29 protein-coding genes are annotated in these 25,763 nt (G+C 69.8%); all 29 read right to left on the bottom strand.

Annotated elements, in window-relative coordinates:
• Positions 1–74: 74 nt before the first annotated feature.
• Positions 75–1,496 (bottom strand): GntP family transporter, encoded by a 1,422-nt coding sequence (locus FY549_RS00935; RefSeq protein ID WP_149083430.1) that lies wholly within the window; start codon positions 1,494–1,496, stop codon positions 75–77.
• 39 nt (positions 1,497–1,535) lie between these two features.
• Entirely contained in the window at positions 1,536–2,426 is an 891-nt protein-coding gene (locus FY549_RS00940) for an NAD(P)-dependent oxidoreductase (protein WP_149083431.1), read from the bottom strand.
• Positions 2,423–3,850, bottom strand: a complete 1,428-nt coding sequence (locus FY549_RS00945) for a four-carbon acid sugar kinase family protein (RefSeq protein ID WP_149083432.1) — start codon at positions 3,848–3,850, stop codon at positions 2,423–2,425. Before FY549_RS00945 ends, FY549_RS00940 begins: the two co-directional genes overlap by 4 nt.
• A 132-nt stretch (positions 3,851–3,982) precedes the next feature.
• Positions 3,983–4,693 carry a FadR/GntR family transcriptional regulator gene (locus FY549_RS00950; RefSeq protein ID WP_149083433.1) on the bottom strand — a complete coding sequence of 237 codons (711 nt, stop codon included), beginning with the start codon at positions 4,691–4,693 and terminating at the stop codon, positions 3,983–3,985.
• The gene (locus FY549_RS00955) at positions 4,690–5,820 is read right to left on the bottom strand and encodes a UDP-N-acetylmuramate dehydrogenase (protein WP_149083434.1); all 1,131 of its coding nucleotides are present in this window, start codon (positions 5,818–5,820) and stop codon (positions 4,690–4,692) included. Before FY549_RS00955 ends, FY549_RS00950 begins: the two co-directional genes overlap by 4 nt.
• The gene (locus FY549_RS00960; protein WP_149083435.1) at positions 5,817–6,221 is read right to left on the bottom strand and encodes a MaoC/PaaZ C-terminal domain-containing protein; all 405 of its coding nucleotides are present in this window, start codon (positions 6,219–6,221) and stop codon (positions 5,817–5,819) included. Before FY549_RS00960 ends, FY549_RS00955 begins: the two co-directional genes overlap by 4 nt.
• Entirely contained in the window at positions 6,218–6,673 is a 456-nt protein-coding gene (locus FY549_RS00965) for a MaoC family dehydratase N-terminal domain-containing protein (protein WP_149083436.1), read from the bottom strand. Before FY549_RS00965 ends, FY549_RS00960 begins: the two co-directional genes overlap by 4 nt.
• A gap of 57 nt (positions 6,674–6,730) precedes the next feature.
• Entirely contained in the window at positions 6,731–7,933 is a 1,203-nt protein-coding gene (locus FY549_RS00970) for a glycerate kinase (protein ID WP_149083437.1), read from the bottom strand.
• Between the two features lie 103 nt (positions 7,934–8,036).
• A complete protein-coding gene (locus FY549_RS00975; protein ID WP_149083438.1) occupies positions 8,037–9,596 on the bottom strand; it encodes an SLC13 family permease in 1,560 nt (519 codons plus the stop codon).
• Positions 9,593–10,252: a response regulator transcription factor gene (locus FY549_RS00980; RefSeq protein WP_149083439.1), complete on the bottom strand. Its 660-nt coding sequence runs from the start codon at positions 10,250–10,252 to the stop codon at positions 9,593–9,595. The genes FY549_RS00975 and FY549_RS00980 overlap by 4 nt, the downstream gene beginning before the upstream one ends.
• Position 10,253: 1 nt before the next feature.
• On the bottom strand, positions 10,254–11,723 hold the full coding sequence (locus FY549_RS00985; protein ID WP_149083440.1) for a sensor histidine kinase: 1,470 nt from the start codon (positions 11,721–11,723) through the stop codon (positions 10,254–10,256).
• Positions 11,716–12,012, bottom strand: coding sequence for a hypothetical protein (locus FY549_RS00990; protein WP_149083441.1), 297 nt, complete (start codon positions 12,010–12,012; stop codon positions 11,716–11,718). Before FY549_RS00990 ends, FY549_RS00985 begins: the two co-directional genes overlap by 8 nt.
• An 83-nt stretch (positions 12,013–12,095) precedes the next feature.
• Positions 12,096–12,833 (bottom strand): GntR family transcriptional regulator, encoded by a 738-nt coding sequence (locus FY549_RS00995; protein ID WP_149083442.1) that lies wholly within the window; start codon positions 12,831–12,833, stop codon positions 12,096–12,098.
• Positions 12,834–12,847: 14 nt separating this feature from the next.
• Positions 12,848–13,762 carry a PfkB family carbohydrate kinase gene (locus FY549_RS01000; RefSeq protein WP_159463338.1) on the bottom strand — a complete coding sequence of 305 codons (915 nt, stop codon included), beginning with the start codon at positions 13,760–13,762 and terminating at the stop codon, positions 12,848–12,850.
• Complete coding sequence (locus FY549_RS01005) at positions 13,759–14,601, bottom strand: carbohydrate ABC transporter permease (RefSeq protein WP_149083444.1); 843 nt, start codon at positions 14,599–14,601, stop codon at positions 13,759–13,761. The genes FY549_RS01000 and FY549_RS01005 overlap by 4 nt, the downstream gene beginning before the upstream one ends.
• A 1-nt stretch (position 14,602) precedes the next feature.
• Positions 14,603–15,484 carry a carbohydrate ABC transporter permease gene (locus tag FY549_RS01010; RefSeq protein WP_149083445.1) on the bottom strand — a complete coding sequence of 294 codons (882 nt, stop codon included), beginning with the start codon at positions 15,482–15,484 and terminating at the stop codon, positions 14,603–14,605.
• Positions 15,485–15,550: 66 nt separating this feature from the next.
• Positions 15,551–16,837 (bottom strand): extracellular solute-binding protein, encoded by a 1,287-nt coding sequence (locus tag FY549_RS01015; RefSeq protein WP_159463339.1) that lies wholly within the window; start codon positions 16,835–16,837, stop codon positions 15,551–15,553.
• A gap of 16 nt (positions 16,838–16,853) precedes the next feature.
• Positions 16,854–17,858 (bottom strand): SIS domain-containing protein, encoded by a 1,005-nt coding sequence (locus FY549_RS01020; RefSeq protein ID WP_149083447.1) that lies wholly within the window; start codon positions 17,856–17,858, stop codon positions 16,854–16,856.
• A 180-nt stretch (positions 17,859–18,038) separates the two neighbouring features.
• A complete protein-coding gene (locus FY549_RS01025; RefSeq protein WP_149083448.1) occupies positions 18,039–18,836 on the bottom strand; it encodes a sulfite exporter TauE/SafE family protein in 798 nt (265 codons plus the stop codon).
• Positions 18,837–18,985: 149 nt separating this feature from the next.
• Positions 18,986–19,558, bottom strand: coding sequence for a 50S ribosomal protein L17 (rplQ, locus tag FY549_RS01030; RefSeq protein WP_149083449.1), 573 nt, complete (start codon positions 19,556–19,558; stop codon positions 18,986–18,988).
• A gap of 34 nt (positions 19,559–19,592) precedes the next feature.
• Positions 19,593–20,582 (bottom strand): DNA-directed RNA polymerase subunit alpha, encoded by a 990-nt coding sequence (locus FY549_RS01035; protein ID WP_017201565.1) that lies wholly within the window; start codon positions 20,580–20,582, stop codon positions 19,593–19,595.
• A gap of 130 nt (positions 20,583–20,712) precedes the next feature.
• Positions 20,713–21,111, bottom strand: coding sequence for a 30S ribosomal protein S11 (gene rpsK / locus FY549_RS01040; protein WP_045249905.1), 399 nt, complete (start codon positions 21,109–21,111; stop codon positions 20,713–20,715).
• A 30-nt stretch (positions 21,112–21,141) separates the two neighbouring features.
• A complete protein-coding gene (gene rpsM, locus FY549_RS01045) occupies positions 21,142–21,516 on the bottom strand; it encodes a 30S ribosomal protein S13 (RefSeq protein WP_062632862.1) in 375 nt (124 codons plus the stop codon).
• 179 nt (positions 21,517–21,695) lie between these two features.
• On the bottom strand, positions 21,696–21,812 hold the full coding sequence (rpmJ, locus tag FY549_RS01050; RefSeq protein WP_005050492.1) for a 50S ribosomal protein L36: 117 nt from the start codon (positions 21,810–21,812) through the stop codon (positions 21,696–21,698).
• Between the two features lie 64 nt (positions 21,813–21,876).
• The gene (infA, locus tag FY549_RS01055) at positions 21,877–22,098 is read right to left on the bottom strand and encodes a translation initiation factor IF-1 (protein ID WP_005050493.1); all 222 of its coding nucleotides are present in this window, start codon (positions 22,096–22,098) and stop codon (positions 21,877–21,879) included.
• Positions 22,099–22,271: 173 nt separating this feature from the next.
• Entirely contained in the window at positions 22,272–22,943 is a 672-nt protein-coding gene (locus tag FY549_RS01060) for a DsbA family protein (RefSeq protein ID WP_149083450.1), read from the bottom strand.
• Entirely contained in the window at positions 22,943–23,794 is an 852-nt protein-coding gene (gene map, locus FY549_RS01065) for a type I methionyl aminopeptidase (protein WP_149083451.1), read from the bottom strand. Before map ends, FY549_RS01060 begins: the two co-directional genes overlap by 1 nt.
• Before the next feature lies 1 nt (position 23,795).
• Complete coding sequence (locus tag FY549_RS01070) at positions 23,796–24,401, bottom strand: adenylate kinase (protein ID WP_149083452.1); 606 nt, start codon at positions 24,399–24,401, stop codon at positions 23,796–23,798.
• On the bottom strand, positions 24,398–25,720 hold the full coding sequence (secY, locus tag FY549_RS01075) for a preprotein translocase subunit SecY (RefSeq protein WP_149083453.1): 1,323 nt from the start codon (positions 25,718–25,720) through the stop codon (positions 24,398–24,400). Before secY ends, FY549_RS01070 begins: the two co-directional genes overlap by 4 nt.
• Positions 25,721–25,763: the final 43 nt, after the last annotated feature.

Genomic DNA, 25,763 nt, shown 5'->3' on the forward strand with positions numbered 1-25,763 from the left:
GGCGGCTCCGACGACCACCCGGAGACGACGAACGACCGCCACCCGGAGGGGACGGCCGTTCGTGCGGACGGGGATCAGGAGACCGGGATCACCGCGTACAGGATCCAGGTCAGCGCGAAGCCGGAGACTCCGAGCACCGTCGTGAGCGGCGTCCAGGTGCGCAGGCCGTCCTTCACCGACAGACCGAGGTACCGCGTGACCACCCAGAAGCCCGAGTCGTTCACGTGGCTGAGGCCGAGGCCGCCGTAGCCGATCGCGACCGCGAGCAGCGCGGTGTGCACGGTGTCGAGCCCCATCGCGGAGACCGACGGCAGCAGGAGCCCCGCGGTGGTGGCGATCGCGACGGTCGCGGAGCCCTGCGCGGCACGCATGATGAGGGAGATGAGGAAGGCCGCGAGCAGCAGCGGCATGCCGCTGGACGCGAGCACCTCGGCGACCGCTCCACCGATCCCGGTCTCGGTGAGGACCCGGCCGAAGGCGCCACCGGCACCGGTGACGAGGATGATGACAGCGGCGGCCGGCAACGCCGATTCCATGACCTCGCCGAGGTGGGCCGCCGACCAGCCGCGGCGGACGCCGAGCAGGTACATCGCGGCGGCGATCGCGACCATGAGGGCGAAGATCGGCTGACCGACCATGCTGAGGAACCCGTTCCAGAACGTGCCCGCCTCGAACAGGGGCGCGACCGCGGTGCCGAGCATGATGAGCACCAGAGGCAGGAGGATGAGCCCGAGGACCGTTCCGGCGCCCGGCGCCTTCTCACCCTCGCCGAGTCCGCCGGTGAGCGTCGACTTCTCGGTGCCGAAGTTGTCGTACATCTCCTTGGTCGCCGCGAGCATCGCGAACTCGCGGGTGTTGATCCACTTCGCCACCAGGTAGGACAGCACGCCGAGCGGCACCGAGATCGCGAGGGAGAAGATCGTGACCCAGCCGATGTCGGCGCCGAGGATCGTCGAGCCGCCCACGATGCCCGGGTGCGGCGGCACCGCGACGTGGACGGCGAGCATGATGCCCGCGACCGGGAGACCGAACTTGATCGGGTTGAGGCCCGCCACCTTCGAGAAGGCGAACACGATGGGGATGAGGATGATGAATCCGGCGTCGAAGAACACCGGGATCGCCAGGATGCCGGCGGCGATGACGAGCGCGATTCCCACGCGCTTCGGGCCCAGCCAGCCGGTGAAGCGTCCGGCGAGCGATTCGGCGCCGCCGGACAGCTCGATGATCTTGCCGAGCATCGACCCGAGCGCGACGAGCACGGCCACCGAGCCGAGGGTGCCGCCGACACCCGCGATGATCGCCTGGATGACGCCGAGCTGCTCGGGGGTGTCGCCGTCGGCGGGGATCGTGGTCAGGGGGAGCCCGGCCGCGATGCCCACGATGATCGACACGAGGATGAGGGCGTAGAACGCCTGCATCTTGAACCGGATGATGAGCAGGAGGAGCAGGCCGAGGCCCGCCAGGCCGATCAGGATGAGGATCGGAAGAGGAAGCATCTCTGGATCTCTTCTTTCAGTGAGGGCGCGACGTCGCGCTCAGGACCGTCGTTCGGGTGCGACGACGCGGATGACGGCGGAGTCGTCCAGGGCGCCGAGGCCCTGTGCTTCGCCGAGGAGGAACAGCTGCTCGGCCGCGGCGGCGACCGGCGTGGACAGGTGCGCCCGGCGGGCGGCGTCACCGACGATCCCGAGGTCCTTCACGAAGATGTCGAGGCGGCTGAGCACCTCGGCGCCCTCCTCGTCGTAGGCCTGCAGGGCGCGCGGGCCGCGGTTGCCGAGCATGAAGGAGTTGGCGGCACCGGCCGTCAGGGCGTCGAGCGTGCGGGCACGGTCCAGCCCGAGGGCGTCCGCGAGCGCGAGCGCCTCCGCGGCCGCTGCGATGTGGACACCGCAGAGGAGCTGGTTGACCGTCTTCAGCGCCTGCCCGTCACCGGGCTTGTCGCCGACGATGGACAGCGTCGAGGCGAGCTGGTCGAGCACAGGACGAGCCGTCTCCAGGGCCGCCGGACTGGCGCCGACGACGATGAGGAGGTCGCCCTCCCCCGCGCGGACCGGACCGCCGGACAGCGGGGCGTCGACGAGCTGCGCGCCGTGCGTGGCGAGCTGCTCCGCGATCGCGTCGATGCCCTCCGTGCCCACCGTGCTGGTGAGGATGACGACGGCGCCCTCGGCGAGGTGCGGGGCGAGCCCATCCTCGCCGAACAGCAGGGCGTCGAGCTGCGCGCCGGTGCGGACGGCGACGAGCACCGCGTCCGCACCGCCCACGGCGTCGGCCGCGGACGATGCCGGCGTCACGCCCGCCTCCGCGGCGAGGGCGACGCGCTCGGCGGCGATGTCGAAACCGCGCACCTCGAAGCGCTGAGCGAGGCGGGCGGCCATCGGCAGCCCCATGGCGCCGAGGCCGATGACAGCGACAGTGGATGTCATGAGTGTCCTTCCGGGTGGTTTCCATCGTCGCCCGCGAGAGTGGCGACGACGGTGACGAGGGAGTCCGCATCGCCGACATTGCCGGCGAACACGACGTAGGGGATGCCGACCGCGGGGCCGGTCTCCGGCTGCCACAGCGACACGAGCCCCGGCAGCATGGGTCCGAGCACGGTGGCCCGGCGGATCTCGAGGGCTTCGCTCGCGACGTCGCTCGAGGTGATCCCGCCCTTCGCGATGACGAAGCGCGGCGGGGCGATCGCGAGCACCCGACGAACGAGGTCGACGACCCCGCTGGAGATGCGGCGGGCGATCGCGAGGCTCTCGTCCCCGTCGGCGCCCGTGACGAGCTCGCGCGTGGTGTGGACGATCACGGTGCCGGCGGCGAGCGCGTCCGCGACCGCATGCGCCTGCGTCTCGAGGTGGCTCTCGCGCTCGGGGCCGATGAGGGCACGCACGTCGAGCTCGATCGTCCGGGTGTTCGGGCGTGCGGCGGTGAGGGCTTGGAGCTGGGCGGTGGTGAGCGGTACGTGGCTGCCGACGACGACGAGGCCCCCGCGGTCGTGGGCGAAGGGGATGTCGGCCGCCTGCACGGGCTCGGCGATCTCCTGCCCGATGTGTGCGCGCACGTAGGGCGGGCCGACGCGGAGCAGCACGTCGCGCGCGTGCAAGCGGTGCAGGGCGAGCGCGACGACGCGCATGTCGGACTCCTCGACGACGTCGACCGCGACGACCGTGCCGTCGGCCAGGGACTCGAGGAAGCGCGCGACGGCGTCCACGCCGCTGCGGATGGTGCTGATGTCGAGGCTGGCGACCGCCGACGCCGGGATGCGGCCGCCCGTCTTCTCCGCGACCCACTCGCGCAGGTCGGAAGACGCGTAGCCGAACGTGGCATCGGCGGCGAAGGGCGTCTCGCCGACGGGAGTGGCCTCGCCGCCCGTGACCCAGTAGTGCACCCCGTCGACCGTGATCCGCCCGGCGTCGGGGAACGCCGGGACGAGCAGGGTCAGCGCGGGGGCGCGACCGGTGCGGGCCCCGATCTCGGTGGAGAGGATGTCGGTCTCCAGCGGGAAATGACCGCGCAGGGTCGAGTCGCCGCGGGAGACGAACGTGACGCGGCGACCCCGGGCCTCGGCCGCGGCGAGGGTCACCGCGACGATCTCGCGGTTGCGTGCGGCCGCGGACTCCTCATCCAGAGACCGGGTGTTGGTGAGCACGTAGACGGCGGCGGCGCCGGTCGCGAGCGCCTCATCGAGGTCGGCGCGCTCCCACCGGGTGAGCACGGGAAGGTTCGCGACCGACTGCGTGCCGGTCGGATCGTCGTCGAGGACGACGAGCACGCGGGCGGGGTCGACCTCCGCACGGACCTCGGCGGCGGTGACGGCGAGGGACGCCGGCAAGGGGTCCAGCAGGGCGTCGATGTGCACACGAACTCCTTCGTTCCGGGAGAGCCCGCCACTGGCTACGGCGGAAGGGTGGATCCGTATCGTTATCCGATATCAGATAACGACGAGCGTACCTCACGATCACCAGGGGCACCAAAACGCCGACCGGCGGGATCAGCGCCCGTGGACGTAGTGCAGCAGGTCGTCCCTGGTCTGCCGCATGTGGCTGCGCATCGCCTGGCGGGCCGCGGCACCCGACCCGGTCCGCATCGCCTCCAGCACTGCCGCGTGCTCGGCCAGCGCGTGCTCCCGGATGTCCGGGATGGCGCTCGTCTCTCTGCGGGTCGCCTGAAGCATGGTCGTCAGCGGGCGCATCGAGGCGACGAGGATGCGGTTCTCCGCCGCTCTGATGATGACATCGTGGAAGGCGAGGTCCGCCGCGACGAAGGCGTCGACGTCGGCCCGCTCGTGCGCCGCCTGCATCTCCGTGAGCAGGGACGCCATCTCGGCGAGGTGCTCCTCAGTGCGCCGTCCTGCCGCGAACTCCGCCGCCCCGGTCTCGAACATCATGCGCATCTCGAGCATCTCCAGGGAGGACCGCTCCCTGGCGCCCGCGCTCTGTGCGTGCCGGACGACCGCATCGAGCCCCGTCCACTCGTCCGTCGGCGCGATGCGATGCCGGGTGCCCGGCACCGCGACGATCACCCCCTGCGCCTGCAGGAGCCGGACCCCTTCCCGCATCGTGAGCCGGGACACCCCGAACTGCTCCGCCAGTTCCCCTTCGGGAGGCAGTGGCTGCCCTGCTTCGAGCCGGCCCGCGATGATGGCGTCGAGGAGCCCGTCGACGACCGCCTGCGTCCGCGACACCCGCTCGACCTTGGTCACAGGTCGACGCCCACCAGCACGGGCTCCGGCTGCAGCACGAGCCCGAACTCGGCGTGCACCCGGTTCTGGATGAAGCGGGCGAGCTCGGCGACCTCGGCCGCCGTGGCCCCTCCCCGGTTCGTCAGGGCGAGCGCGTGCTTGGTCGAGACGGAGGCCCGGGACCGGGGCAGCTTGAACCCCTTGCGAATGCCGGCCTGCTCGATGAGCCAGGCCGCGCTCACTTTCACGTCCGGGGCCTCGGTCTTCGCCGCCGGTACGTGGCCGTCGTAGGAGGCGAGAGGGATGACCGTGACCGCGTCGAGATCGGGGGCCACCGGCCACCGCGGGCACTCCGGCGGCAGGGACCGCGCTTGCGCCGCCGTGACGATCGCGTTCTGGAAGAAGGAACCGACGCCGTGCGTATCCGGGTCGTCCGCGTCCAGCAGCATGCCCTTGGACGCTCGCGTGGCGAGGATCCGCTCCCGTACCCACGTCAGCGGAACCGGGGTGTCGTCGGTCAGGCCGAGGGCGCGGCGCAGCTGCTCGCCGCGGACCACGCGCTCGCGCGCGACCAGCAGGTCGACCGTGACGGACAGGATCACGGCCCGGCGCTCGGGCTCACTGCCGTGGTGGTGCTTGAGCACGGAGGTGCGGAACCCGAGGCCCAGTTCCGCGGCGGGGACGGTGGAGATCTCCCCCGTGGCCTCGTCGATCAGTTCGACCTCGACCAGCGTCTCCTGGATCTCCTGACCGTAGGCGCCGATGTTCTGCACGGGCGAGGCACCGACCGTTCCGGGGATACCGCTCATGGCCTCGAGGCCGGCATAGCCGCGCTCGACCGCATACGACACCAGGTCGTCCCAGCCGTGGCCGGCCTGCACGCGCAGCCGGATGCGTCCGCTGTGCGGCGACGGGAGCTCCTCGATGCCGCCCGTGCGGATGCGGATGACGGTGCCGTCGAAGGGCTCGTCCCCCACGAAGAGGTTCGACCCACCGCCCAGCACCAGCCACGCGTCGCCCTCCGCCCAGGTCTCCCGGAGGACCGAGACGAGCTCCTCCGTCGTCACGGCCTCGCGCATGCGGGCGGGAGCGGCGCCCGTGCGGAGCGTGGTGAGCTCGGCCAGACGGATCGGCTCGACGTCGCTCATCGGACGGCGACGCGGAGCTGCGCCTTGACGAGCACGGTCGTGTCGCCGGCCGTGACCTTGAGGTCGATCCGCGCGGACTCGTCGTCGACCGCGCCGACCGTCGCGACGACGTGAACGTCGGCACCGGACTCGGGATCGACGACCACGGGCTTCGTGAAGCGCACGCCGTAGTCGAGGATGCGAGTCTGCGGATCGAGGGCACCCACCACCACCGACGAGGCGATGCCCATGGTCAGCATGCCGTGCGCGAGCACGCCGGGGAGGCCCACGGCGGCGGCGACGTCGTCGCGGTAGTGGATCGGGTTGAAGTCCCCGGAGGCGCCGGCGTAGCGGACGAGGGACTCCCTCGTCAGGTGCACGGTGCGCTCGGCGAGCACGTCGCCGACGGTGAACGCGGTCATGCGGCCTCCTCCTCAGCGCCGACGAGGAGCACGCTGGTGGCGGTGACCACGTGTGCGCCGTCCTCGCCGGTGATCTCGGCCTCGCTGGTGATCATGGCGTTGCCGCCCATCATGCGGATGCCGGTGACCCGCAGCTGCGCCGTCAGCTCGTCCCCCGCGACGATCGGCCGGGTGTACCGGAACCGCTGCTCCGCGTGGATCGTCCGCGCCAGCACGATGCCGGAGTCGGGCTCGGCGAGGAGCTGCTGCAACGTGAGGTCCTGCAGGACCATCGCGAAGGTCGGCGGTGCGACCACGTCGGCGAAGCCGGCCGCACGAGCGGCCTCGACGTCGGTGTGCTGCGGGGCGTCGGCGAAGACGGCGCGCGCGAACTCGCGCACTTTCTCCCGCCCGACGAGGTAGGGGGCGGTCGGCGGGAACTCCCGGCCGACGAGTTCTTGGTTCACTGCCACCCGTCGATCCTACCGAGGCCCGCCGACGGCCCGGCGTGGGGGGGCCGTCCGAAACCCTCAGACGGCCCTGGCCGACATCGCCGAGCCGAGCAGCACGAGGCGCATGGTGCGCTCGGCGGCATCGCGGAGCAGCTCCTCCCCCTGCTCCACGGCTTCCTCCAGCGGCATCGGCACGGTGAGGATGGAGGCGATCGCATCGATCCCGATGTCGTGCACCGCCGGCGCTCCCCGTCCGAGCGAACCGGCCAGCCCCAGCACGGGAACGCCCGCGACCCTGGCGCGCATCGCGATCTCAGCGGGCACCTTGCCGCGCGGCGTCTGGAAGTCGATCGCCCCCTCGGCCGTGATCACGAGATCGGCCTCCGCCATCAGCGCATCGAGGTCGTGCGGCATCAGACTCCCGTCGAGGAGCACCTCGAAGCGCGGGGCGAGACGGGCGCCGAACGCGGCGGCGAGCCCGGCTCCGAGCCCGCCCGAGGCCCCGGTCCCGCCTCCGGTGCGCACGTCCATCCCACCCCCGAAGGGACTCTGCTCCTCCAGCAGCGTCGCCCAGGCGTCGAGCGCGTCGGAGAGGCGCTCGACCTCCGCCGGCGACGCCCCCTTCTGCGGACCGAACACCCTGGCCACCCCTCGGGGGCCGCACAGCACGTTGTGGATGTTGCAGGCGAGGATCATCTCGACCTCGGCCAGCCGCGGGTGCACCCCCGAGAAGTCGAGCGACGCGGCCTCGGCGAGGTGTCCGCCGCCGAGGGGAACGACGCGACCCTCGCGGTCGAGGACGCGCACCCCCAGGGCGGCGAGCGCCCCCGCACCGCCGTCGCTGGTCCCCGAGTCACCGCAACCGATCACGACACGCTCCGCGCCGTCGTCGAGGGCCGCCGCGATGAGCTGACCGACGCCGTACGTCGTGGTCGCAGCCGGGTCGCGACGATCCCGCGGGACGAGGCGGAGCCCCGCCGCGGCCGCCATCTCGACGACGGCGGTCCCGCGCGCCCCTCCGCCGAGGCGGGCCCAGTGCGTCGACACCGGTTCGCCGACGGGACCGGTCACGGTGGCGGGCACGAGGGAGCCACCGGTGCAGGCGGCGAGCGCGGCCGCCGTGCCCTCGCCACCGTCGGGCACGGGGAATTCGTCGACGCGCACGCCGGGGATGACGCGGCGGACGCCGGCGGCGATGGCGCGGGCCACGGCGTCGGCGCCGAGACTCTCCTTGAAGCCGCTGGGGGCGACGAGGATGCGCTGGGGAGCGTGGATGGACATGAGGACCTCCTTCTGCGCACGAAGGCGCGGCAGCCCGGATGCGGGCGCGACGGACACCGGTACGCCGGCGGCGCACGCGGAACAGGGGTGGCGGTGGTGGTGGTCAGCGCAGGAGCGGCAGCCCCTGGAGCGGCCAGATCCAGAGGGCGAAGACGGCCACGAGAACGAACATGGCGGGCGCGAGCACGATGGACAGCCTTCGCAGGTCGGTGGGGCCGTAGCCGCCGGAGACGACCTGGGGATCGGCGAACATCGCGACCGGCTTGGCGGAACTGGGCAGCGTGTGGCAGAAGCCGGCGGCCGCGGTCGACGCGAGGGCAGCGGCCATGGGCTCCACGCCGAGCCCCGGTGCGAGGGCGATCACCGCGGGGATGATCGCCGCGGATCGCGCCGATCGCGAGGGGATGAGCAGATGCGCGGCCGTGGACAGGGCGACCACCGCCAGCAGGAACGCGACGGCTCCCGCCGCTCCGAGCCCGCGCATCGGTTCCAGCGCGACGGCGCTGAGCCACGTCGCCGCTCCGGAATCGGTGAGCGCCGTGGCGAGCGCGAGGGTGGCGGCCAGGAAGAGCAGCAGCGACCAGGGCACGCGGGCGACCGCGGCGGGGAGCGTCGTGCAGCCGATACCGGGGGCGACGGCGGCGACGGCCCCGAACAGCGCGACGAGCGCCGGAGGGAGCCCGTGCAGGGGCTCGGTGCTCCACAGCACGATGGCGGCACTCACGAGAACAGCGGCGCGGCGCTCGGCGGACGTGAGGGGGCCGGAGACCCGGTGCCCCGCGGCCCTCTCGATGTCGGCCGTCGTCACCCGCACCGGTGTCGTGCGATCCGGCCGGGCGAGGAACCGCCAGAGAATGATCTCCGCAGCGAGATGTGAGGACACCACGGCGAGCGGCAGGCCGAGCCACAGCCAGGAGAGGAACGAGAATCCCGGCTCGCCCGCGGCGCGCAGGAGCTGATCGGTGATGATGTGCGCTCCGGCGCCGAGCAAGGACGCGACGGCGGACAGGAGCACGACCGTCGGCATGAGCAGGGCGAGCGCCCGGGTGAGGCGCGGCCGCCCGTCCAGGGTCGTCGACAGGGCGCCGAAGACCGGGACCGCGAGCGCCGCCCGTCCCGATGTCGCGGGGACCGCGAACGCCGACAGCGTGAGGGCGACGGTCGTGAGGTGGAACAGACTGCGCGGGCCGCGCGCGAAACGGACGAGACCGGCGGCCGCGCGGAGCGGGAGCCCGGAGACGGAGACTGCGGCCGCCATCACGAACGCGCCGATCAGCAGCCAGATCGTCTCGTCGCCGAGCGAAGCGAAGAACTCCTCCACCGGCAGGACCCCGGCGGCGATGAGCGCGATCGCCGCGAGGAAGGCCACGAGCGTGTCGTCGAGGCGCGTCGCACTCCACGCCCACACCGCGAGGAGGAACACCGCCAGGGTGACGGCGATGGGCGTCGTGATGCCGCGCGCCGCCTCGACCGGAGCCAAAGCCCCGACGATCATCGCCGCACCGACGGCCGCGACGATCACGAACGTGACGAGGGGCAGTCGGCGCCGCGACGCCAGGGGGCCACGGCGACGCACGGCCGGAGAGGCCTCGGTGCGCAGCGGCGGCACGGTCGCGAAGCGGGTGCGCGTCACGGCGGCGGGGAGGGCGGTCGGATCGTTCATCGGAAGCGATACCCCGCGCCGCGCACCGTCTCGATGCGGTCGGAGCCGATCTTGCCGCGCAGGGCGCGCACGTACACGTCCACCACGTTCGACGCGGGGTCGAAGTCCATGCCCCAGACGTGGCCGATGAGCTGGTCACGGGAGAGCACCTGGCCGGCGTTCTGCAGGAACACCTCGAGCAGCGCGAACTCCCGGGACGTGAGCTCGCGGACCTCGCCGGCGACCGTCACCGTCCGCGAGCGCACATCCACACTCACGTCGCCGTGCGTCAGCGTCGCCCCACCGCTGCGCCCCTCCCCGTCGCCGATCCGCAGCCGCACACGGGCGAGCAGCTCGGCGAACTGGAACGGCTTGGTCATGTAGTCGTTCGCGCCGCCTTCGAGCCCGCGCACCGTGTCGATCACGGAGTCGCGTGCGGTGAGGATGACGACGGGCGTGGTGACTCCCTCTCCGCGGAGCTGCGCGAGGACGTCGAAGCCGTCCATCCCGCCGAGCCCGATGTCGAGGACGACGAGGTCGAACAGCCCGCTGCGGGCCATCAGCAGCGCGGTGTGCCCGTCCGTCGCGTCGGCCGTGTCGTAGCCGGCCGCACGGAGTCCGCGGCGGACGAAGGACGTGATGTGCGGGTCGTCTTCCGCGATGAGGATGCGTCGCATGTCAGCTCTTCCCTTCGATGCCGTCGTCGTCCCGGACGGGTGCCGGCACGTCGATCCCGAACGTGGCGCCCTCGCCGAGCACGCTGTCGACCCACGCGGAGCCGCCGTGCCCGTCAGTGATGGCCCGGACGATCGCGAGTCCGAGCCCGGAGCCTCGGCGGGCACCGGCGCTGTCGCCGCGCGTGAAGCGGTCGAAGATCCGCTCGGCGTCGCCCGGAGCGACCCCGGGACCGGTGTCCTGCACCCAGAGCCGGAGCCGCCGCTCGGGGCCGCGACCTTCGAAGCGCGAGCCGATCCGGATCGTGTCGCCGTCCGCGGTGACCTGCACCGCATTGGCGGCGAGCTGCAGCACGGCCTGGGTGACGCGCTGGGGGTCGAGCGGGACGACCCCCTCCGCGACCTCCATGAGCTGCCAGCGCCGCTCCCCCAGCATCTGCGCCTTCGCCTCGATGTCGAGCGTCAGCGTCGCGATGTCGCAGTCGGCCAGGCGCACGAAGTCGGGCTGCTCCGCGCGTGCCAGCACCAGGAGATCCGTCACGATCCGGCTCATGCGATCGAGTTCCTCGCTGACGAGCCGCAGGGTCGCCGCCCGCTCCTCCGGATCCTCGCTGAGGAGCTCCAGGTGGCCGCGGACGATCGTGATCGGGGTGCGCAGCTCGTGGCCGGCATCGTCCACGAACCGCTGCTGCGTCGCGTGGACCGCCTCCAGGCGGTCGAGCATCTGGTTGAACGTCGTGGCGACGGCGGCGATGTCGTCGCTCCCCTCGACGGGCACACGCGCCGTGAGGTCATGCTCGCCGATGTCCCTCGCCACGCGATACACCTCGCGGACCGGGGCGAGGATCTGACCGGCGACGAGCCATGCGACACCGGAGCTCAGCAGCACCCCGATGAGCGCGACCCAGGCGATGGCGCCGAAGCTGCGGTCGACCTGTGCCCGCGGCTCCTGCGTGAACTGAACGATCAGCACCGCGCCGTTCTGTCCCCCGCCGGTGAAGTCCATGCGGCCCCAGCGGACCGGGCCGGTCTCCGGCGTCGCCAGGGCTCCGGATGTCGCGGTCTCCGAGAGCATCCGTTCCACGAGCGCCGCGTGCGTCTCCAGAGTGCGCGCGCCGCCGTCCTCGGCGACCGCGATCGGGACGCCGTCGAGGGCCGCGATGACGACCTCGTCCTCGTGCACGGACTGTCGTGCGATGTACTCCCGAAGCAGTTCCTCGGCGGTGGTGAGGCCGCCGGACGCGGCATCCTCCGCGAAGCGCGCGAACTCCGCCGCCTCCTGCTCGATCTCTCCGTTCGCGGTCTGTTCGACTTCGGCGAGGAACACGCTACGGCCGATGAGGCCGATCGCGAGCACCGTGATCATGGTGCTGAGGATGATCCAGAGGGTGATGCGCCAGCGGGCGGGGAGGGTGCGACGACGCAACGTGCGCAGCGGAGCCCCGGGAGCGCTCCGCACAGCAGGCTCAGTCATCGTCGCCGCCGTCATCGTCGTCCTCGTCGTCGTCCGCGGGCGGCGCAGGTGGCGCAGGGGCGGGAGCAGGAGCCGCCGGAGGGGGCGGCGGGGCGGGCGCGGGGACGGCCGGCTTCGGCGGCGTCGTCGGCGTTGGCGTCGGCGTCGGCGTCGCGAGCTGGACGGTCAACGGGGCGTCCGGGAGCCGCGGCGATGCCGGCATCTGAGCGAGGGCGACGCTCCCGATCGCGAACGCCACGGGCACCGCGATCAGTGCGCCGGGGATCAGGATGCGTCGTGCGGTGCTCATGCCTCCATCGTGCCCGGGGCTGATGAGGGGGAGATGAGCTGAGGATGAAGATCTCTTCATCCGCCGCAGCCGCCACCGGGCCGTCAGCCCTTCGAGCGGACCACCATGTTGAGGGTCATCCGACTCGGCACGACCTTCACCCGTGACGTGTGCACGACCTCGCCGGCCCGGTCGAGTGCCCGTTTGCGAATGACGATGAGGGGGTCGTGCTCCGGTCGAGCGAGCCATTCGGCCGTCTGCGGGGAGGTGAAGCCCACATCGATCTCACGGTACATCTCGGAGAACTCCACGCCATACACGTCACGAAGCACCTGATACGTGGAGGTGTCGTGGTCGATGTGCCGGTCGAACTCGGGGAAGCGGGTCAGCGAGTACCGGCTGTCGTCGATGGAGAGAGGGATATCGTCGAGCGCGAAGACGCGAACCAGCCGGAAGATCGGGTCCCCGACGGGAACCCCCAGGCGTCGGGCACGCTTCTCGTCAGCCGGCGTGGTCTCGGCACGCATGATCCGCCGAGACTTCACCCCTTCGGCCACGACCGTGTCCGCGAACCCGCCTAGCGTCATGGCGCCGATCACCTCGCGGCGCGGGGCGACGAAGGTCCCGCGGCCCTGCTGCCGGCGCACGATGCCGAGGCCTTCCAGATCGGCCACCGCCCGCCGCACGGTGATGCGACTCACGCCGAACCGTTCGCACAACTCCGGTTCGGACGGGAGACGCTCGCCTTCGGCGTAGGTCCCGGCGTCGATCTCCCGCATGAGCAGGCTGCGCACCTGCTCATGCAGCGGCGTCGATCCGACGGCGGACGACAGCTGAGTCACGTCGAAGCCCTCCTCTACGGCGCCGGGTACCGTCGCAGCATCTGCGCGCGTGCGTCGTCCCCCGCATGCACAGGGTATCCGAACGCTCCGCGCAGCGTGCAGGCGAGCGCGCCGCTGACCGCGGCGACCTCGAGGCAGTCGGCGAGCTCCGCACCGCCTGCTCTCGCCGCCAGGAAGCCGGTGAGGAAGGCATCTCCTGCGCCGAGCGCGTCGACCGCGTCGACCGTGCGGATGCCGGTGCGCCGTGCCGATGTGGCGTCGAATCCCACCGAGCCGCGTGAACCGCGTGTCACCACCGCGGAGCCCATGCCGCATGCCACCGCGAAATGGCCGAGGTCATCGACCTCGGTGTCGCTGAGGCCGCCACCTGAGAAGAACCCCACGTCGACGTGAGGAGCGGTCGCGCGGATCACCTTGCGCGAGGCGTCATCGGAGTAGTCGTACGACACCCGGCTTCCGCGCTCCGCGATCTCCGGCAGCTCCGGCTCCAGCGACGAGTAGACCGAGGTGTGCACGCGATCGAAGCCCGAGAGGTACTCGTGATCGGCCTCGCTCAGCCGGAGCCGCAGCTCGGCCTGCACCCCGCCCCGGTTCGAGGCGACGAAGCGCCGGTCCCCGTCATCGTCCAGCGCGACGAAGGCCATGCCGTTCGCGCCGCGCACGCGACGGACGCGGGTGCCGTCCACACCGATCTCGTCCAGCACCCCGCGCACGTGGTCCGCGAAGCGATCGTCGCCCATGATGCCGACGAATCCGGCGGTTCCGCCGAAGAAGAGTCGGCTGTAGGCGGCGACGTTCAGCGCGTTGCCCCCCGGGTAGGCGAGGTCCTCGTGCAGGTAGCAGTCGAGCACGTTGTCACCCACACCGACGAGTGAGGGCGGAGGCACCGCGGCGAGCGCGTCCCGAAGCTCATCCGTCACCATGGTCATCCCTTCACGCTCCCGGCCGCCACGCCGGCGACGAAGTACCGCTGCAACGCGACGAACACCACCACGATGGGCAGGGCGGCGATCGTCAATCCTGCCAGCAGCACGCCCCATTCGGTGGACAGCGAGTCGCGGAACGACATCAGCCCCGCGGGGATGGTGCGCAGCGCGTCGGCGTCGATGTAGACGATCGCGAACAGGAACTCGTTCCAGGCGAAGTAGCCGGTCAGCACGGCCGCGGTGGTCAGCACCGACGCGCTCAGCGGCAGATACACGTGCCGGAAGACGCCGAACGACCGGCAGCCGTCGATGGTGGCAGCGTCCTCGAGCTCCCGCGGGATGCCCAGGAACACCGAACGGATGAGCAGGATCGCCATGGGCAGACGGAACGCCACGTACGGCAGGATCATCGCCCACGCGGTGTTCAGCAGTCCCATGGCGTCGAGCAGCCGGTACAGCGGAATCAGGCTCACCTGCGGTGCCACGACCAGTCCGCCCATCGCCACGATCAGCACGGCGTTCGCGATCCGGCTCGACAGCCGCACCATGCCGTAGGCGCACAGCGCCGCGATGGCGACCGTGGCCACGGTGGAGACGATCGTGACGATGACGGAGTTGACGAAGTAGTCGGAGATCCCGCGGTCCCAGGCGGCGGCGTAGTTCTGCACGAGCCAGACCGACGGCAGCCCCCAGGGGTCGGTGAAGATCTCGGACGACGACTTGAACGACGAGATGACCATCCAGATCAGTGGATAGGCGATCACGACGGCGTAGATCGCGAGGAGCGCGTAGACCGGGATGCGGCGAACGCGTTCGGCCGGACGGAGGCGGGTGCTGCTCATCTCAATCCCTCCCGCTTCGGAACGAGACCATCTGCACGACGGACAGCACGAGCGTGATCACGAAGATCAGGCTGGCGATGGCCGAGGCGTAGCCCATCTGGTTCTGGAAGAAGCCCTGGTTGTACATGTAGGTGGCGAGCACCTGGGTCGTGTTCCCCGGACCGCCCTTGGTGAGGATGTAGGGCTCGTTGAAGACCGTGAAGGCGCCAGAGACCGTGAGGATCATCGCGACGAAGATCATCTCCTTCGCCTGCGGGACGGTGATGCTGAAGAACTGGCGGATGCGGCCGGCGCCGTCCAGCGACGCGGCCTCGTAGTACTCCTCCGGGATCTGCTGGAGTGCGACGACGTAGAGCATGCAGACGTAACCGATGCTCTGCCACTGGGAGACGCCGATGACCGCCCCCATCGCGGTGTCGACGTCGGCCAGCCACGCCGTCTGCAGGCTGCCGAGGCCGATCGCCTCCAGCAGGGCGTTGAGCAGACCGCCGCGGGCGTTGTAGACGAACGTGAACAGGAGCGCGATCACGGTCATCGAGATCACGGCGGGAAGGAAGTACACGCTGCGCAGGAATGCGCCCATCCGCGGCCCGAGTAGCCGGGTGAGCCACGCGGCGATCACGAGCGCCCCGCCGACCTGGCACACGATCGAGACGACCGCGTACAGGATGTTGTTGCCCAGCGCCGTCGCGACGACGGGGTCGCCTAGCAGCCGTGTGAAGTTGTCGAGGCCGACGAAGCGCATCTCCCCGCTGCCGGCGCTGAAGGAGAAGAAGCCGAAGGCCGCGTTGGCGACCAGCGGGTAGTACACGAACACCCCGATCAGGATGATCGCGGGAAGCACGTAGAGCAGGTTCGACCAGGCTCGAGAGCGTGTTCTCATCACGGTGTCTCTTCCGAAGGTGGGAGGGGCCGCCGGCGGCGGACGCGCCGGCGGCCCCGAGGCGGATCAGGAGGCGTCGCGCACGCGCTTCGCTGCTTCCTGCACGGCGGCCATGACCCCCTCCGGGGTCTGCTGGCCGCTGAGCATCAGCTGGGTCTCGGACAGGTACGCCTGCACGATCTGCGGATCGTAGGCGTTGTCGAGCCAGGTGGTCATGGCCGAAGCGTCAACGATGCCCTGTGCGAGCTCCCGGGAGATCTCCGGAACGTCGGCCTCCTCCACTGCTCCCTTGACCGGGCTCAGCTCCCCCGCACGCTCCGCGTAGGCGATACCGCTCTGCTTGCTGAGCAGGAACTCCAGGAAACGCTGCGCCTCCTCCGGATGCTTCGTGGTCTTCGAGATGGCGAAGCCCTCCGGCGCTCCGGTCAGCTCCGCAGGGTCACCCTTGCCGCCTTCGACCGCGGGGAAGTTGAAGGTGCCGTATTCGAACGAGGCGTCGCCGAAGTACCCCACCTCCGCACTCTGCATGTACATGATCGGCGCCTCCCCCGCGATCCAGGCGTTGCGGGCGATCTCGTGCCCGACGGCCGTGAGGTCGTCGTTCATGTACTCCGCCAGCTCCTGGAAGCGCTCGAGCGCCTCGACGTAGCCCTCGTCCGTGAACTCGCCGCTCGCCGGATCCTGATCCGCTGCGAACACCTCCGGATCGACGACCCGCTGATTCAGTGTGCCGACGTAGTGAGCGATCGTCCACTGCTCCTGCGCGCCGTACTCGATCGGGGTCATCCCCGCATCCTGGATCGTCTCCAGCACATCGATGAACTCGTCCCAGGTGGTCGGCGCCTCCAACCCCAGTTCCTCGAAGACGTCCTTGTTGTAGAAGAAGAGCTTCGACTGCATCCCCACCGGCAGGCCATAGGAGGCGCCGTCGACCTCGAAGGCCTCGAGCTGGCTCGGGTAGAAGCTGTCCCGGAACTCCGCGTCCTCCTCGAGCCACGGCCCGAGATCCAGCAGGGCATCGTTGGAGACGAGCTCGTCCACGAAGGATCCGCTCCACGTGAACAGGACGTCGGGGGCGTTCGCGGAGCCCGCGACCACCTTCACCTTGTCCTTGTACGCGTCGTTGAGGACGCTCTCGACGGAGACCTTGATGTCGGGGTTCTCCTTCTCGAACTCCGCCACCATGTCGCTGTAGTACGAGTTCTTCGGCTCGTTCGGCCAGCGGTGGAAGAAGCTGATCTCCACCTGGCCGTCCGATGCCTCGCTCTCGCCTCCGGCGCACGAGGCCAGGGGCAGGACGAGGGCGGCGGCGGCCGCAGCCGCCACGCCGATCCGGGTTGACGTTCGCATCATTGCGATCCTTTCGTTCCTAGTACTCCATGCGCCACATGTAGCGGCGCACGCTGAGGGGGTGTCCTCGGTGGTCGGCGAGTGCATCCGCATAGGCGCGGAGCACGACATTGAAGAGGAGGTGGGCGAAGACGCCACGCACCTCCGGGGCCACGGCGTCGAGCCCGAACTCCTGCGCGTCGAGCACCAGCACGCGGTCCGAGTGCTTCGTGACGAAGTCGACCGCGCGCTGCTCGACGGCTCGCGTCTCGTCGAGTCCGAGCAGGGCGATGAACGGCACGTCCTCCTCGGTGATCTCGAAGGGGCCGTGGAAGTACTCACCGGCGTGGATCGCCGCGGAGTGCACCCACTGCATCTCCTGCAGCAGGCAGATGGCGAAGGAGTACGCGGAGCCGTAGTTGGAGCCGGCGGCCATCGTGTAGATCAGGGGCTCACGACGCGACCGGTAGCCCCAGGCGTCGGCCGCGGCGGCGTGCGCCTCGCGGGCCGCGGGCACGAGGGTCGGGAGCTGGGCGACCGCCTCGTCGACGGCGGCCGCGATGCCGACCTGCTCGCGGTCGTCCAGGATCCCGGCCGCGAGGCGAAGGAGCAGCGCGGGGCCGACGTGGGCCTCGCTCTTGCCCTCGCCGTGCTGGTACGCCACGACGTGCTCCGAGGCCTCGGCCAGCGGCGAGGTCGGGTCGAAGGTGAAGGCGACCGTGAGGGCGCCGCGCTCGCGGGCGTGCTTCGCCGCGGCGACCGTCTCCGGCGTGGTTCCGGAGTGCGAGCAGAGGAGGACGAGGGTGTCGGCGTCCACGCGGGACGACGCCCGAGAGGTGAACTCCGCGGCGTTGAGGGCGGTGGCCTCGAGCGTCACGGCGGTGGACCCGAACAGGTACTCGATGGGCTGCATGACGGCGTAGGAGCCGCCGCAGGCGGTGAGCACGACGCGCGAGATGGTGTCCCGGGTCGCGATCGCCTGGCGAGCCGCGGCGAGCTGGTTCTCGATGGCGGCGGAGTCGACGAACAGAGCGGTGGCAGACAAGATGGTCCCTTCTGATGACCTTCGATCAACATCATGACTCGTTATATGACGTCATGTGATGACTGACGATAGCGAGCGGCCGGAAGCCTGTAAAGAGCTACGCCGAAATTCGTTCGCGAAGGGTCGCCGCATCGCGGCGCGAGCGCGCGAAAAGGCGCCGGGCGCGTCGGGGAGGCGGGGTCAGCGACGCCGGCGGCCGCGGACGGCCTTGACGGCCATCTGCACCGCGATCACCACGAGGTAGGCCGCGAAGAGGACGTTGCCCACGGTGGGGTCGACGATGGTCGCCAGCCAGGCGCCGAGCGCCGTGGTGGTGCACGCCGAGACGCCGATGAGCACGGCGGCGAGGAGGTCGACGTTCCGGTTGCGGAGGTTTCCCACCGTTCCGGAGATCGCGGTCGGGATCATCATGAGCAGCGAGGTGCCCTTCGCGACGAGGTCGCTCGTGCCGAACGCGAGCATGAGCACCGGCACGACGATCACACCGCCGCCGACGCCGATGAGTCCGGCGAGCACGCCGGTCCCGATCCCGACGGCGACGAGCGCGAGGCCCGTCAGCCACGTCAGCGCGAACACCGCATCGCGCGAGGGGATCACGAGGAACAGACTCACGATCACGACGACGAGGAAGCCGACGAAGCCCCAGCGCAGCGCGGTCTGCGAGATCCGCGGGAGGAGACGGGTGCCGATCTGAGCCCCCACCACGGCCCCGGCGGCGAGGATCAGCGCGGGGATCCACGCCACGGAGCCGGACGCCGCGTAGGAGATGACGCCGACGGTGGCTGTCGGAACGATGGCGGCCAGCGAGGTTCCGGCCGCGAGCCGCTGGTCGAACTGCAGGAGGAGCACGAGCAGCGGGACGATGACCGTGCCGCCGCCGACGCCGAAGAGGCCGGAGAGGAGGCCGGCGAGGAGGCCGATGCCGACGAACGCCGCGTAGGCACGAGGCCCGCGTTTCAGGACCGTCGCATCGCTCACCGGATCAGCCTACTCCCGGCCCCTCCCCCGCCCGAATCGTGCCGCGTGCGCCCGTCGAGTCCATCCTCGACCGGCACGGCGACGGACTCCGGGAACGACGAAGCCCGCCACCCCGGACGGGGCAGCGGGCTTCGTGGGGAGAGCGGTCCTTACTCGGACTTCTTCTCGACGGCGTCCTCGGCGGCGGCCTCAGCGGCCTCGCCCTCGGCCGGCGACTCGGCGCCGGCCTCGGCAGCCGTGTCCTCGGCGGGGGTCTCCTCCGCAGGAGCCTCGGGCGCCTCCTCGACGGGAGCCTCCTCGGCGGCGGGCTTCTCGTCCTTCGGCGCTGCAGCGGCCTTCTTGGTCGACTTCGCCTTCGGGGTGACGGGCTCGAGGACGAGCTCGATCACGGCCATCGGAGCGTTGTCGCCCTTGCGGTTGCCGACCTTGGTGATGCGCGTGTAGCCACCCTCGCGATCCGCGACGAGCGGAGCGATCTCGTTGAACAGGACGTGCACGACTTCCTTGTCACCGATGACCGACAGCACGCGACGGCGGGCGTGGAGATCTCCGCGCTTGGCGAAGGTGATGAGGCGCTCGGCGAGCGGACGCAGGCGCTTGGCCTTCGTCTCGGTCGTCTTGATCGACTTGTGGGTGTACAGCGCAGCGGCGAGGTTGGCAAGCAGCAGGCGCTCGTGGGCGGGGCCGCCTCCGAGGCGGGGACCCTTGGTGGGCTTGGGCATAATCGTCTAACTCCTGGTCAGAAAGGGTCGGGTATCAGAAGGACTCGTCTTCGCTGCCGCCGTAGAAGTGGGCGCCGTCGAAACCGGGCACCGAATCCTTGAGCGACAGACCGAGCGAGATGAGCTTGTCGCGCACCTCGTCGACCGACTTCTGGCCGAAATTGCGGATGTTCATGAGCTGCGTCTCCGACAGGGCAACGAGCTCAGAAACGGTGTTGATGCCCTCACGCTTCAGGCAGTTGTACGAGCGGACCGACAGGTCGAGGTCCTCGATCGGCATGGACAGCTCGCTGGAGTTCACAGCCTCCACCGGCGCCGGGCCGATCTCGATGCCCTCGGCCTCGACGTTCAGCTCGCGGGCGAGACCGAACAGCTCGGTGAGCGTCTTGGCGGCCGAGGCGACGGCGTCGCGCGGGCTGATCGCCGACTTGGTCTCGACGTCGAGGACGAGCTTGTCGAAGTCGGTGCGCTCACCGGCACGGGTGGCGTCGACGCGGTAGCTGACCTTGAGGACGGGCGAGTAGATCGAGTCGATCGGGATCTGACCCGCCTCGGCGTACTCGTTGCGGTTCTGCGTCGCCGAGACGTAGCCGCGGCCGCGCTCGATGGTGAGCTCCAGCTCGAACTTGGCGGTGTCGTTGAGCGTAGCGATGACGAGCTCGGGGTTGTGCACCTCGACACCGGCCGGGGCCGAGATGTCGGCGGCGGTCACTTCACCGGCACCGGTCTTGCGGAGGTACGCGGTGATGGGCTCGTCACGCTCGCTGGAGACGACCAGCTGCTTGATGTTGAGGATGATCTCGGTGACATCCTCCTTCACGCCGGGGATGGTGCTGAACTCGTGCAGCACACCGTCGATGCGGACGCTGGTGACAGCGGCACCGGGGATCGACGACAGCAGGCTGCGGCGCAGCGCGTTGCCGATCGTGTAGCCGAAGCCGGGCTCCAGAGGCTCGATGATGAACCGGCTCCGGTTCTCGACGATCTTTTCCTCGGTCAGTGTGGGACGCTGTGCAATAAGCACTCTGTGTTCCTTTCGATCACATGCCCGCTATATGACATGTGGTGGGGTGAGGTCTTGAGTTGTGGAAGTCGATGCCCCACGCGGGGCGCCGAGCCGCCCGACCCGAAGGACGAGCGGCTCGGCACACGCATCAGACGCGGCGGCGCTTCGGCGGGCGGCAGCCGTTGTGCGCCTGCGGGGTGACGTCCTGGATCGAACCCACCTCGAGGCCGGCGGCCTGCAGCGAGCGGATCGCGGTCTCGCGGCCGGAGCCCGGACCCTTCACGAAGACGTCGACCTTCTTGACGCCGTGCTCCTGCGCCTGGCGGGCGGCCGACTCGGCGGCCATGCCTGCGGCGTACGGGGTCGACTTGCGGGAGCCCTTGAAGCCCACGCCACCCGACGACGCCCAGCTGATGACAGCGCCGGACGGGTCGGTGATCGAAACGATGGTGTTGTTGAACGTCGACTTGATGTGGGCCTGGCCCAGCGCGATGTTCTTCTTCTCCTTGCGGCGCGGCTTGCGCGCGGCGGCCTTGGGTGCAGCCATGAAAGTGTTCTCCTAGTCCCTGGCCGCTGCTTAGCGGGCCTTCTTCTTGCCGGCGACGGTGCGCTTCGGGCCCTTGCGGGTACGGGCGTTGGTCTTGGTGCGCTGACCGCGGACCGGGAGGCCACGACGGTGGCGGAGGCCCTCGTAGGAGCCGATCTCGACCTTGCGGCGGATGTCTGCGGCCACCTCGCGGCGCAGGTCACCCTCCACCTTGTAGTTGCCTTCGATGTAGTCGCGGAGGGCGACGAGCTGGTCGTCGCTGAGGTCCTTCACGCGGATGCTCTCGTCGATGTCGGTCGCCTTGAGGATCTCGACCGAGCGGGTACGGCCGACGCCGTAGATGTAGGTAAGGGCGATCACCACGCGCTTGTCGCGCGGGATGTCAACGCCGGCAAGACGTGCCATGCGGTTCTCCTGGGTGTTGTGGAGGTGTGGAGCAGGATCGGTGCCCGGGCCTCCGCCCCGAGGTGTCAGCCCCCACGGCTCCGCCGGTCACCCGGTCGCTGAAGCCTGTCGAAGCGTCTGATCCTGCCGTGTCGTATTGAGTTATGAGATTGCGAGAGCGGCGCTCACGCAGCGGGGGCTCAGCCCTGGCGCTGCTTGTGACGCGGGTTGCTCTTGCAGATCACCATCACGCGGCCATGGCGGCGGATCACCTTGCAGTGATCGCAGATCGGCTTGACGCTGGGGTTGACCTTCATGATGTTTCCTGTTCGCTGTCTTCACCGGGCAGGCACGAAGCCTGGGGTGTTACTTCTCGACCGATCAGCGGTAGCGGTAGACGATGCGGCCGCGGGTCAGGTCGTAGGGGCTGAGCTCCACGACCACGCGGTCCTCGGGGATGATGCGGATGTAGTTCTGCCGCATCTTTCCGGAGATCGTTGCCAGAACCTTGTGTCCGTTGGTGAGCTCAACGCGGAACATCGCGTTGGGCAGAGCCTCCGACACGACGCCCTCGATCTCGATGACACCGTCTTTCTTAGCCATAGCCTCGCTGACGCTTCTGCAGACCGGTCGATCTGCGGTGGGTGGGTGGTGTGCGGTACCGGGCCGGATCGGACACGCCGAACGCATGGCACAAGGAACCAAAGATCTATGTTATCCGACGACGCCCCGTCCGGCAACTTGACCGAACGGGGCGTCGAGCGGGATTCCGCGGATCAGCCGAGGAGATCGGTGAACCGCTTCATGTCGGCCTGGTTCTGGAGGTCGAGACGCTCGCCGTCGATCTCGACCGTCGGCGTGCCCTTGATGTCGTTCTGCTTCGCCTGCGCCGCACCGAACTTACGGTACGTCTCGTCGGTGATGCAGGAGACGACGTCGTCATCCGCCCCGACCTGGGTGGCGAACTGGGCGAGCTGCTCGTTCGTGAGGCCGGGGGTGTTCTCCGCCGGCTGGTTCTCGAACAGCACCTTCGCGTAGTCGAAGTAGAGGTCGCTGTCCGACTCGGCGAGGCAGAATGCGGCGCCGGCCGAGCGGGAGGAGAACTCCGTGCCCTGCGAGTAGCGGTCCAGGATCGCGATGGGGTGCTGCTCGAGCGTGATCTCGCCGCTCTGGGCCTTGGCCTCGAGCGCGGCACCGAACTGGTCCTCGAAGGACTTGCAGACCGGGCACTGGAAGTCGAGGAAGACCGACACCGTGGTGTCGCCGTCGCCCATGGAGATGGAGCCGGCTTCCGCGTCGAAGTTGTCGCTGGCGGCGGGGGTGGCGCCAGGGGACGTCGCCTGGTTGTTGAGGAACACCACGAGTCCGCCGAGGGCCACGAGGACCACGACGACGGCGATGGAGACGCCGATCGCGAACCAGTTCGTGTTGCTCTTCGCCGCTGCCATTACTTTCCGATCTCTCGAGGCTCGACCCCGAACGGGGCGAGTCCGGCTCTTCCACCATCGGGCGCGGTGAGCACCCAGATGCCCCCATCATGCAGGGCCACGCTATGTTCCCAATGTGAGCCGTCGGTACCGTCGACCGTCGTGACGGTCCAGTCGTCGTCCTCCACGAACGTCGCCTCGCCGCCCGCGGTCACCATCGGTTCGATGGCGAGCACGAGTCCGGGCTTCACATCGGCTCCGCGGTCCGGCGTGCGGTAGTTGAAGACGCTGGGCGCCTCGTGCATCTTCCGGCCGATGCCGTGGCCGACGTACTCGCGCAGGATGCCGTACGGCTCTCCACTCACCGCGGACGGCCCCTGCGCCTCGATGTAGTCCTGGATCGCGGCGCCGATCTCGTCGACCGAGGAGGCCGTAGCCATCGCCGCGATCCCCGCCCACATCGACCCCTCGGTCACGCGGGACAGCTCTTCACGGCGCGCGACGAGTTCAGGCCGCTCGGGATCGGGCACGACGACCGTGATCGCGCTGTCGCCGTTCCAGCCCTCGAACTGCGCACCGCAGTCCACCGACACGATGTCACCGGGCTGCAGCACCCGCTCCCCCGGGATGCCGTGCACGACCTGCTCGTTCACCGAGACGCAGATCGTGTGGTGGTACCCCTTCACGAGCTGGAAGTTCGACTCCGCACCCCGCTGCAGAATCGCGCGGTTCGCGGCTGCGTCCAGCTCGATCGTCTTCACCCCCGGCTTGATGAGGGCACGGACGGCATCGAGGGCCTCGGCGGTGATCAGGCCAGGGGCGACCAGGGCTCGGAGCTGAGCCGGCGTCTTGTAGATCGAGCGGCGGAACATCTCAGACGGCGGAAGCGGCGGAACGAAGCCCGCGAGCGTCCAGGGCGGCGGCGATGCGGTCGGTGATCTCCTCGAGCGACCCGACACCGTCGATGCGGTCGACGATGCCGCGACTGCTGTAGACCTCGATGATCGGCGCCGTCTCCTTCTCGTAGATGTCGAGTCGGTGCGCGATGGCCTCGTCGGTGTCGTCGGACCGGCCCTGCTCCGCAGCGCGGAGGGCCAGCCGGGCGATGCTCTCCTCACGGGGGACGTCGAGGAGGACGACCGCGTCCAGGGCCTCCCCGCGTCCTTCGAGGAAGGCGTCCAGGTGCGCCACCTGGGCCGTGTTGCGCGGATAGCCGTCGAGGAGGAACCCGTTCTTCGCGTCGTCCTGGCTGAGCCGGTCGCGCACGATCTCACTCGTCAGCTCGTCCGGCACGAGGTCGCCCTTGTCGAGGATCGCCGTGACCTGCTGGCCGAGCGCCGTCCCCTCCTTGATGTTCGCGCGGAAGATGTCGCCGGTCGAGACGACGGGGATCCCGTAGGACTCGGCGATGCGCACACCCTGCGTGCCCTTGCCGGAACCCTGGGGACCGACGATGAGAAGACGTGCGGATGCTGTCATCGGAGAAGTCCTTCGTAGTGTCGCTGCTGCAGCTGGGCGTCGATCTGCTTGACCGTCTCGAGCCCGACGCCGACGATGATGAGGATCGACGCGCCACCGAACGGGAAGTTCTGGTTCGCGCCGACCGTGGCGAGGGCGATCAGCGGGATGAGAGCGATCAGGCCCAGGTAGAGGGAGCCGGGGAGCGTGATGCGGGTGAGCACGTAGTCCAGGTACTCCGCGGTCGGACGGCCGGCCCGGATCCCGGGGATGAAGCCGCCGTACTTCTTCATGTTGTCGGCGACCTCGACGGGGTTGAACGTGATCGCGACGTAGAAGTAGGTGAACCCGATGATGAGCAGGAAGTACGCCGCCATGTAGATCGGGCTGTTTCCGGTGGTGAAGTTCGCGCTGATCCAGCTGACCCAGGCGGGCGGCGTCGAGCCGTCCTGCGGAGTGTTGAACTGCGCGATGAGCGCCGGGATGTACAGCAGCGACGAGGCGAAGATCACCGGGATCACACCCGCCATGTTCACCTTGATCGGGATGTAGGTGTTGGTGCCGCCGTAGGTGCGGCGACCGACCATCCGCTTCGCGTACTGCACGGGGATGCGCCGCTGCGACTGCTCCACGAAGACCACGAGTCCCATCACGATGATGCCGACGAGCAGCACCAGGAGGAACACCTCGAAACCGCGGGTCTGCCAGATGATGGACATCGCGCCGGGGAACGTGGCAGCGATGGAGGTGAAGATCAGCAGGGACATGCCGTTGCCGATGCCGCGCTCGGTGACGAGCTCGGCGAACCACATGATCAGACCGGTACCGGCCGTCATCGCCATGATGATGAGCACCTGCGCCCACCACACGTCGTTGGTCAGGAGCTGGGTGCACGCACCGATGTCGGTCGTGCCGAAGAGCTGTCCGGTGCGGGCGACGGTGACCAGGGTCGTCGACTGCAGGAGCGCGAGGGCGATGGTGAGGTACCGCGTGTACTGCGTCAGCTTGGCCTGCCCGGCCTGGCCTTCCTTGTGCAGCGCCTCGAAGTGCGGGATGACGACGCGGAGGAGCTGGGTGATGATCGTCGCCGTGATGTACGGCATGACGCCGAGGGCGAAGATCGACAGCTGCAGGAGCGCGCCACCGGAGAAGAGGTTGACCAGTCCGAGCAGCCCCTCGGTGCCGGTGTTGGCAGCGAGACACTGCTCCACGTTCGGGAAGTTGACGAACGGCGCGGGGACGTTCGAGCCGAGCCGGTAGATCGCGATGATCGCGAGAGTGAAACCGATCTTCCGACGCAGGTCGGGCGTGCGGAAGATCCGCGCGATGGCGCTAAACAAGAACGTTCCTCCTGAAAAGGTGGCCGAACCCCCGAGGGGCGGC

The sequence above is a fragment of the Microbacterium sp. 1S1 genome (genome assembly GCF_008271365.1).
Classification (GTDB): domain Bacteria; phylum Actinomycetota; class Actinomycetes; order Actinomycetales; family Microbacteriaceae; genus Microbacterium.

Coding starts and splice junctions, on each gene's coding strand:
- FY549_RS00935 (WP_149083430.1), bottom strand. CDS start 1,496: ATGCTTCCTCTTCCGATCCTCATCCTGATCGGCCTGGCGGGCCTCGGC.
- FY549_RS00940 (WP_149083431.1), bottom strand. CDS start 2,426: ATGACATCCACTGTCGCTGTCATCGGCCTCGGCGCCATGGGGCTGCCG.
- FY549_RS00955 (WP_149083434.1), bottom strand. CDS start 5,820: ATGAGCGACGTCGAGCCGATCCGTCTGGCCGAGCTCACCACGCTCCGC.
- FY549_RS00960 (WP_149083435.1), bottom strand. CDS start 6,221: ATGACCGCGTTCACCGTCGGCGACGTGCTCGCCGAGCGCACCGTGCAC.
- FY549_RS00970 (WP_149083437.1), bottom strand. CDS start 7,933: ATGTCCATCCACGCTCCCCAGCGCATCCTCGTCGCCCCCAGCGGCTTC.
- FY549_RS00975 (WP_149083438.1), bottom strand. CDS start 9,596: ATGAACGATCCGACCGCCCTCCCCGCCGCCGTGACGCGCACCCGCTTC.
- FY549_RS00980 (WP_149083439.1), bottom strand. CDS start 10,252: ATGCGACGCATCCTCATCGCGGAAGACGACCCGCACATCACGTCCTTC.
- FY549_RS00985 (WP_149083440.1), bottom strand. CDS start 11,723: ATGACTGAGCCTGCTGTGCGGAGCGCTCCCGGGGCTCCGCTGCGCACG.
- FY549_RS00990 (WP_149083441.1), bottom strand. CDS start 12,012: ATGAGCACCGCACGACGCATCCTGATCCCCGGCGCACTGATCGCGGTG.
- FY549_RS01000 (WP_159463338.1), bottom strand. CDS start 13,762: ATGACCATGGTGACGGATGAGCTTCGGGACGCGCTCGCCGCGGTGCCT.
- FY549_RS01005 (WP_149083444.1), bottom strand. CDS start 14,601: ATGAGCAGCACCCGCCTCCGTCCGGCCGAACGCGTTCGCCGCATCCCG.
- FY549_RS01010 (WP_149083445.1), bottom strand. CDS start 15,484: ATGAGAACACGCTCTCGAGCCTGGTCGAACCTGCTCTACGTGCTTCCC.
- FY549_RS01015 (WP_159463339.1), bottom strand. CDS start 16,837: ATGATGCGAACGTCAACCCGGATCGGCGTGGCGGCTGCGGCCGCCGCC.
- rplQ (WP_149083449.1), bottom strand. CDS start 19,558: ATGCCCAAGCCCACCAAGGGTCCCCGCCTCGGAGGCGGCCCCGCCCAC.
- rpsK (WP_045249905.1), bottom strand. CDS start 21,111: ATGGCTGCACCCAAGGCCGCCGCGCGCAAGCCGCGCCGCAAGGAGAAG.
- rpsM (WP_062632862.1), bottom strand. CDS start 21,516: ATGGCACGTCTTGCCGGCGTTGACATCCCGCGCGACAAGCGCGTGGTG.
- rpmJ (WP_005050492.1), bottom strand. CDS start 21,812: ATGAAGGTCAACCCCAGCGTCAAGCCGATCTGCGATCACTGCAAGGTG.
- infA (WP_005050493.1), bottom strand. CDS start 22,098: ATGGCTAAGAAAGACGGTGTCATCGAGATCGAGGGCGTCGTGTCGGAG.
- FY549_RS01060 (WP_149083450.1), bottom strand. CDS start 22,943: ATGGCAGCGGCGAAGAGCAACACGAACTGGTTCGCGATCGGCGTCTCC.
- map (WP_149083451.1), bottom strand. CDS start 23,794: ATGTTCCGCCGCTCGATCTACAAGACGCCGGCTCAGCTCCGAGCCCTG.
- FY549_RS01070 (WP_149083452.1), bottom strand. CDS start 24,401: ATGACAGCATCCGCACGTCTTCTCATCGTCGGTCCCCAGGGTTCCGGC.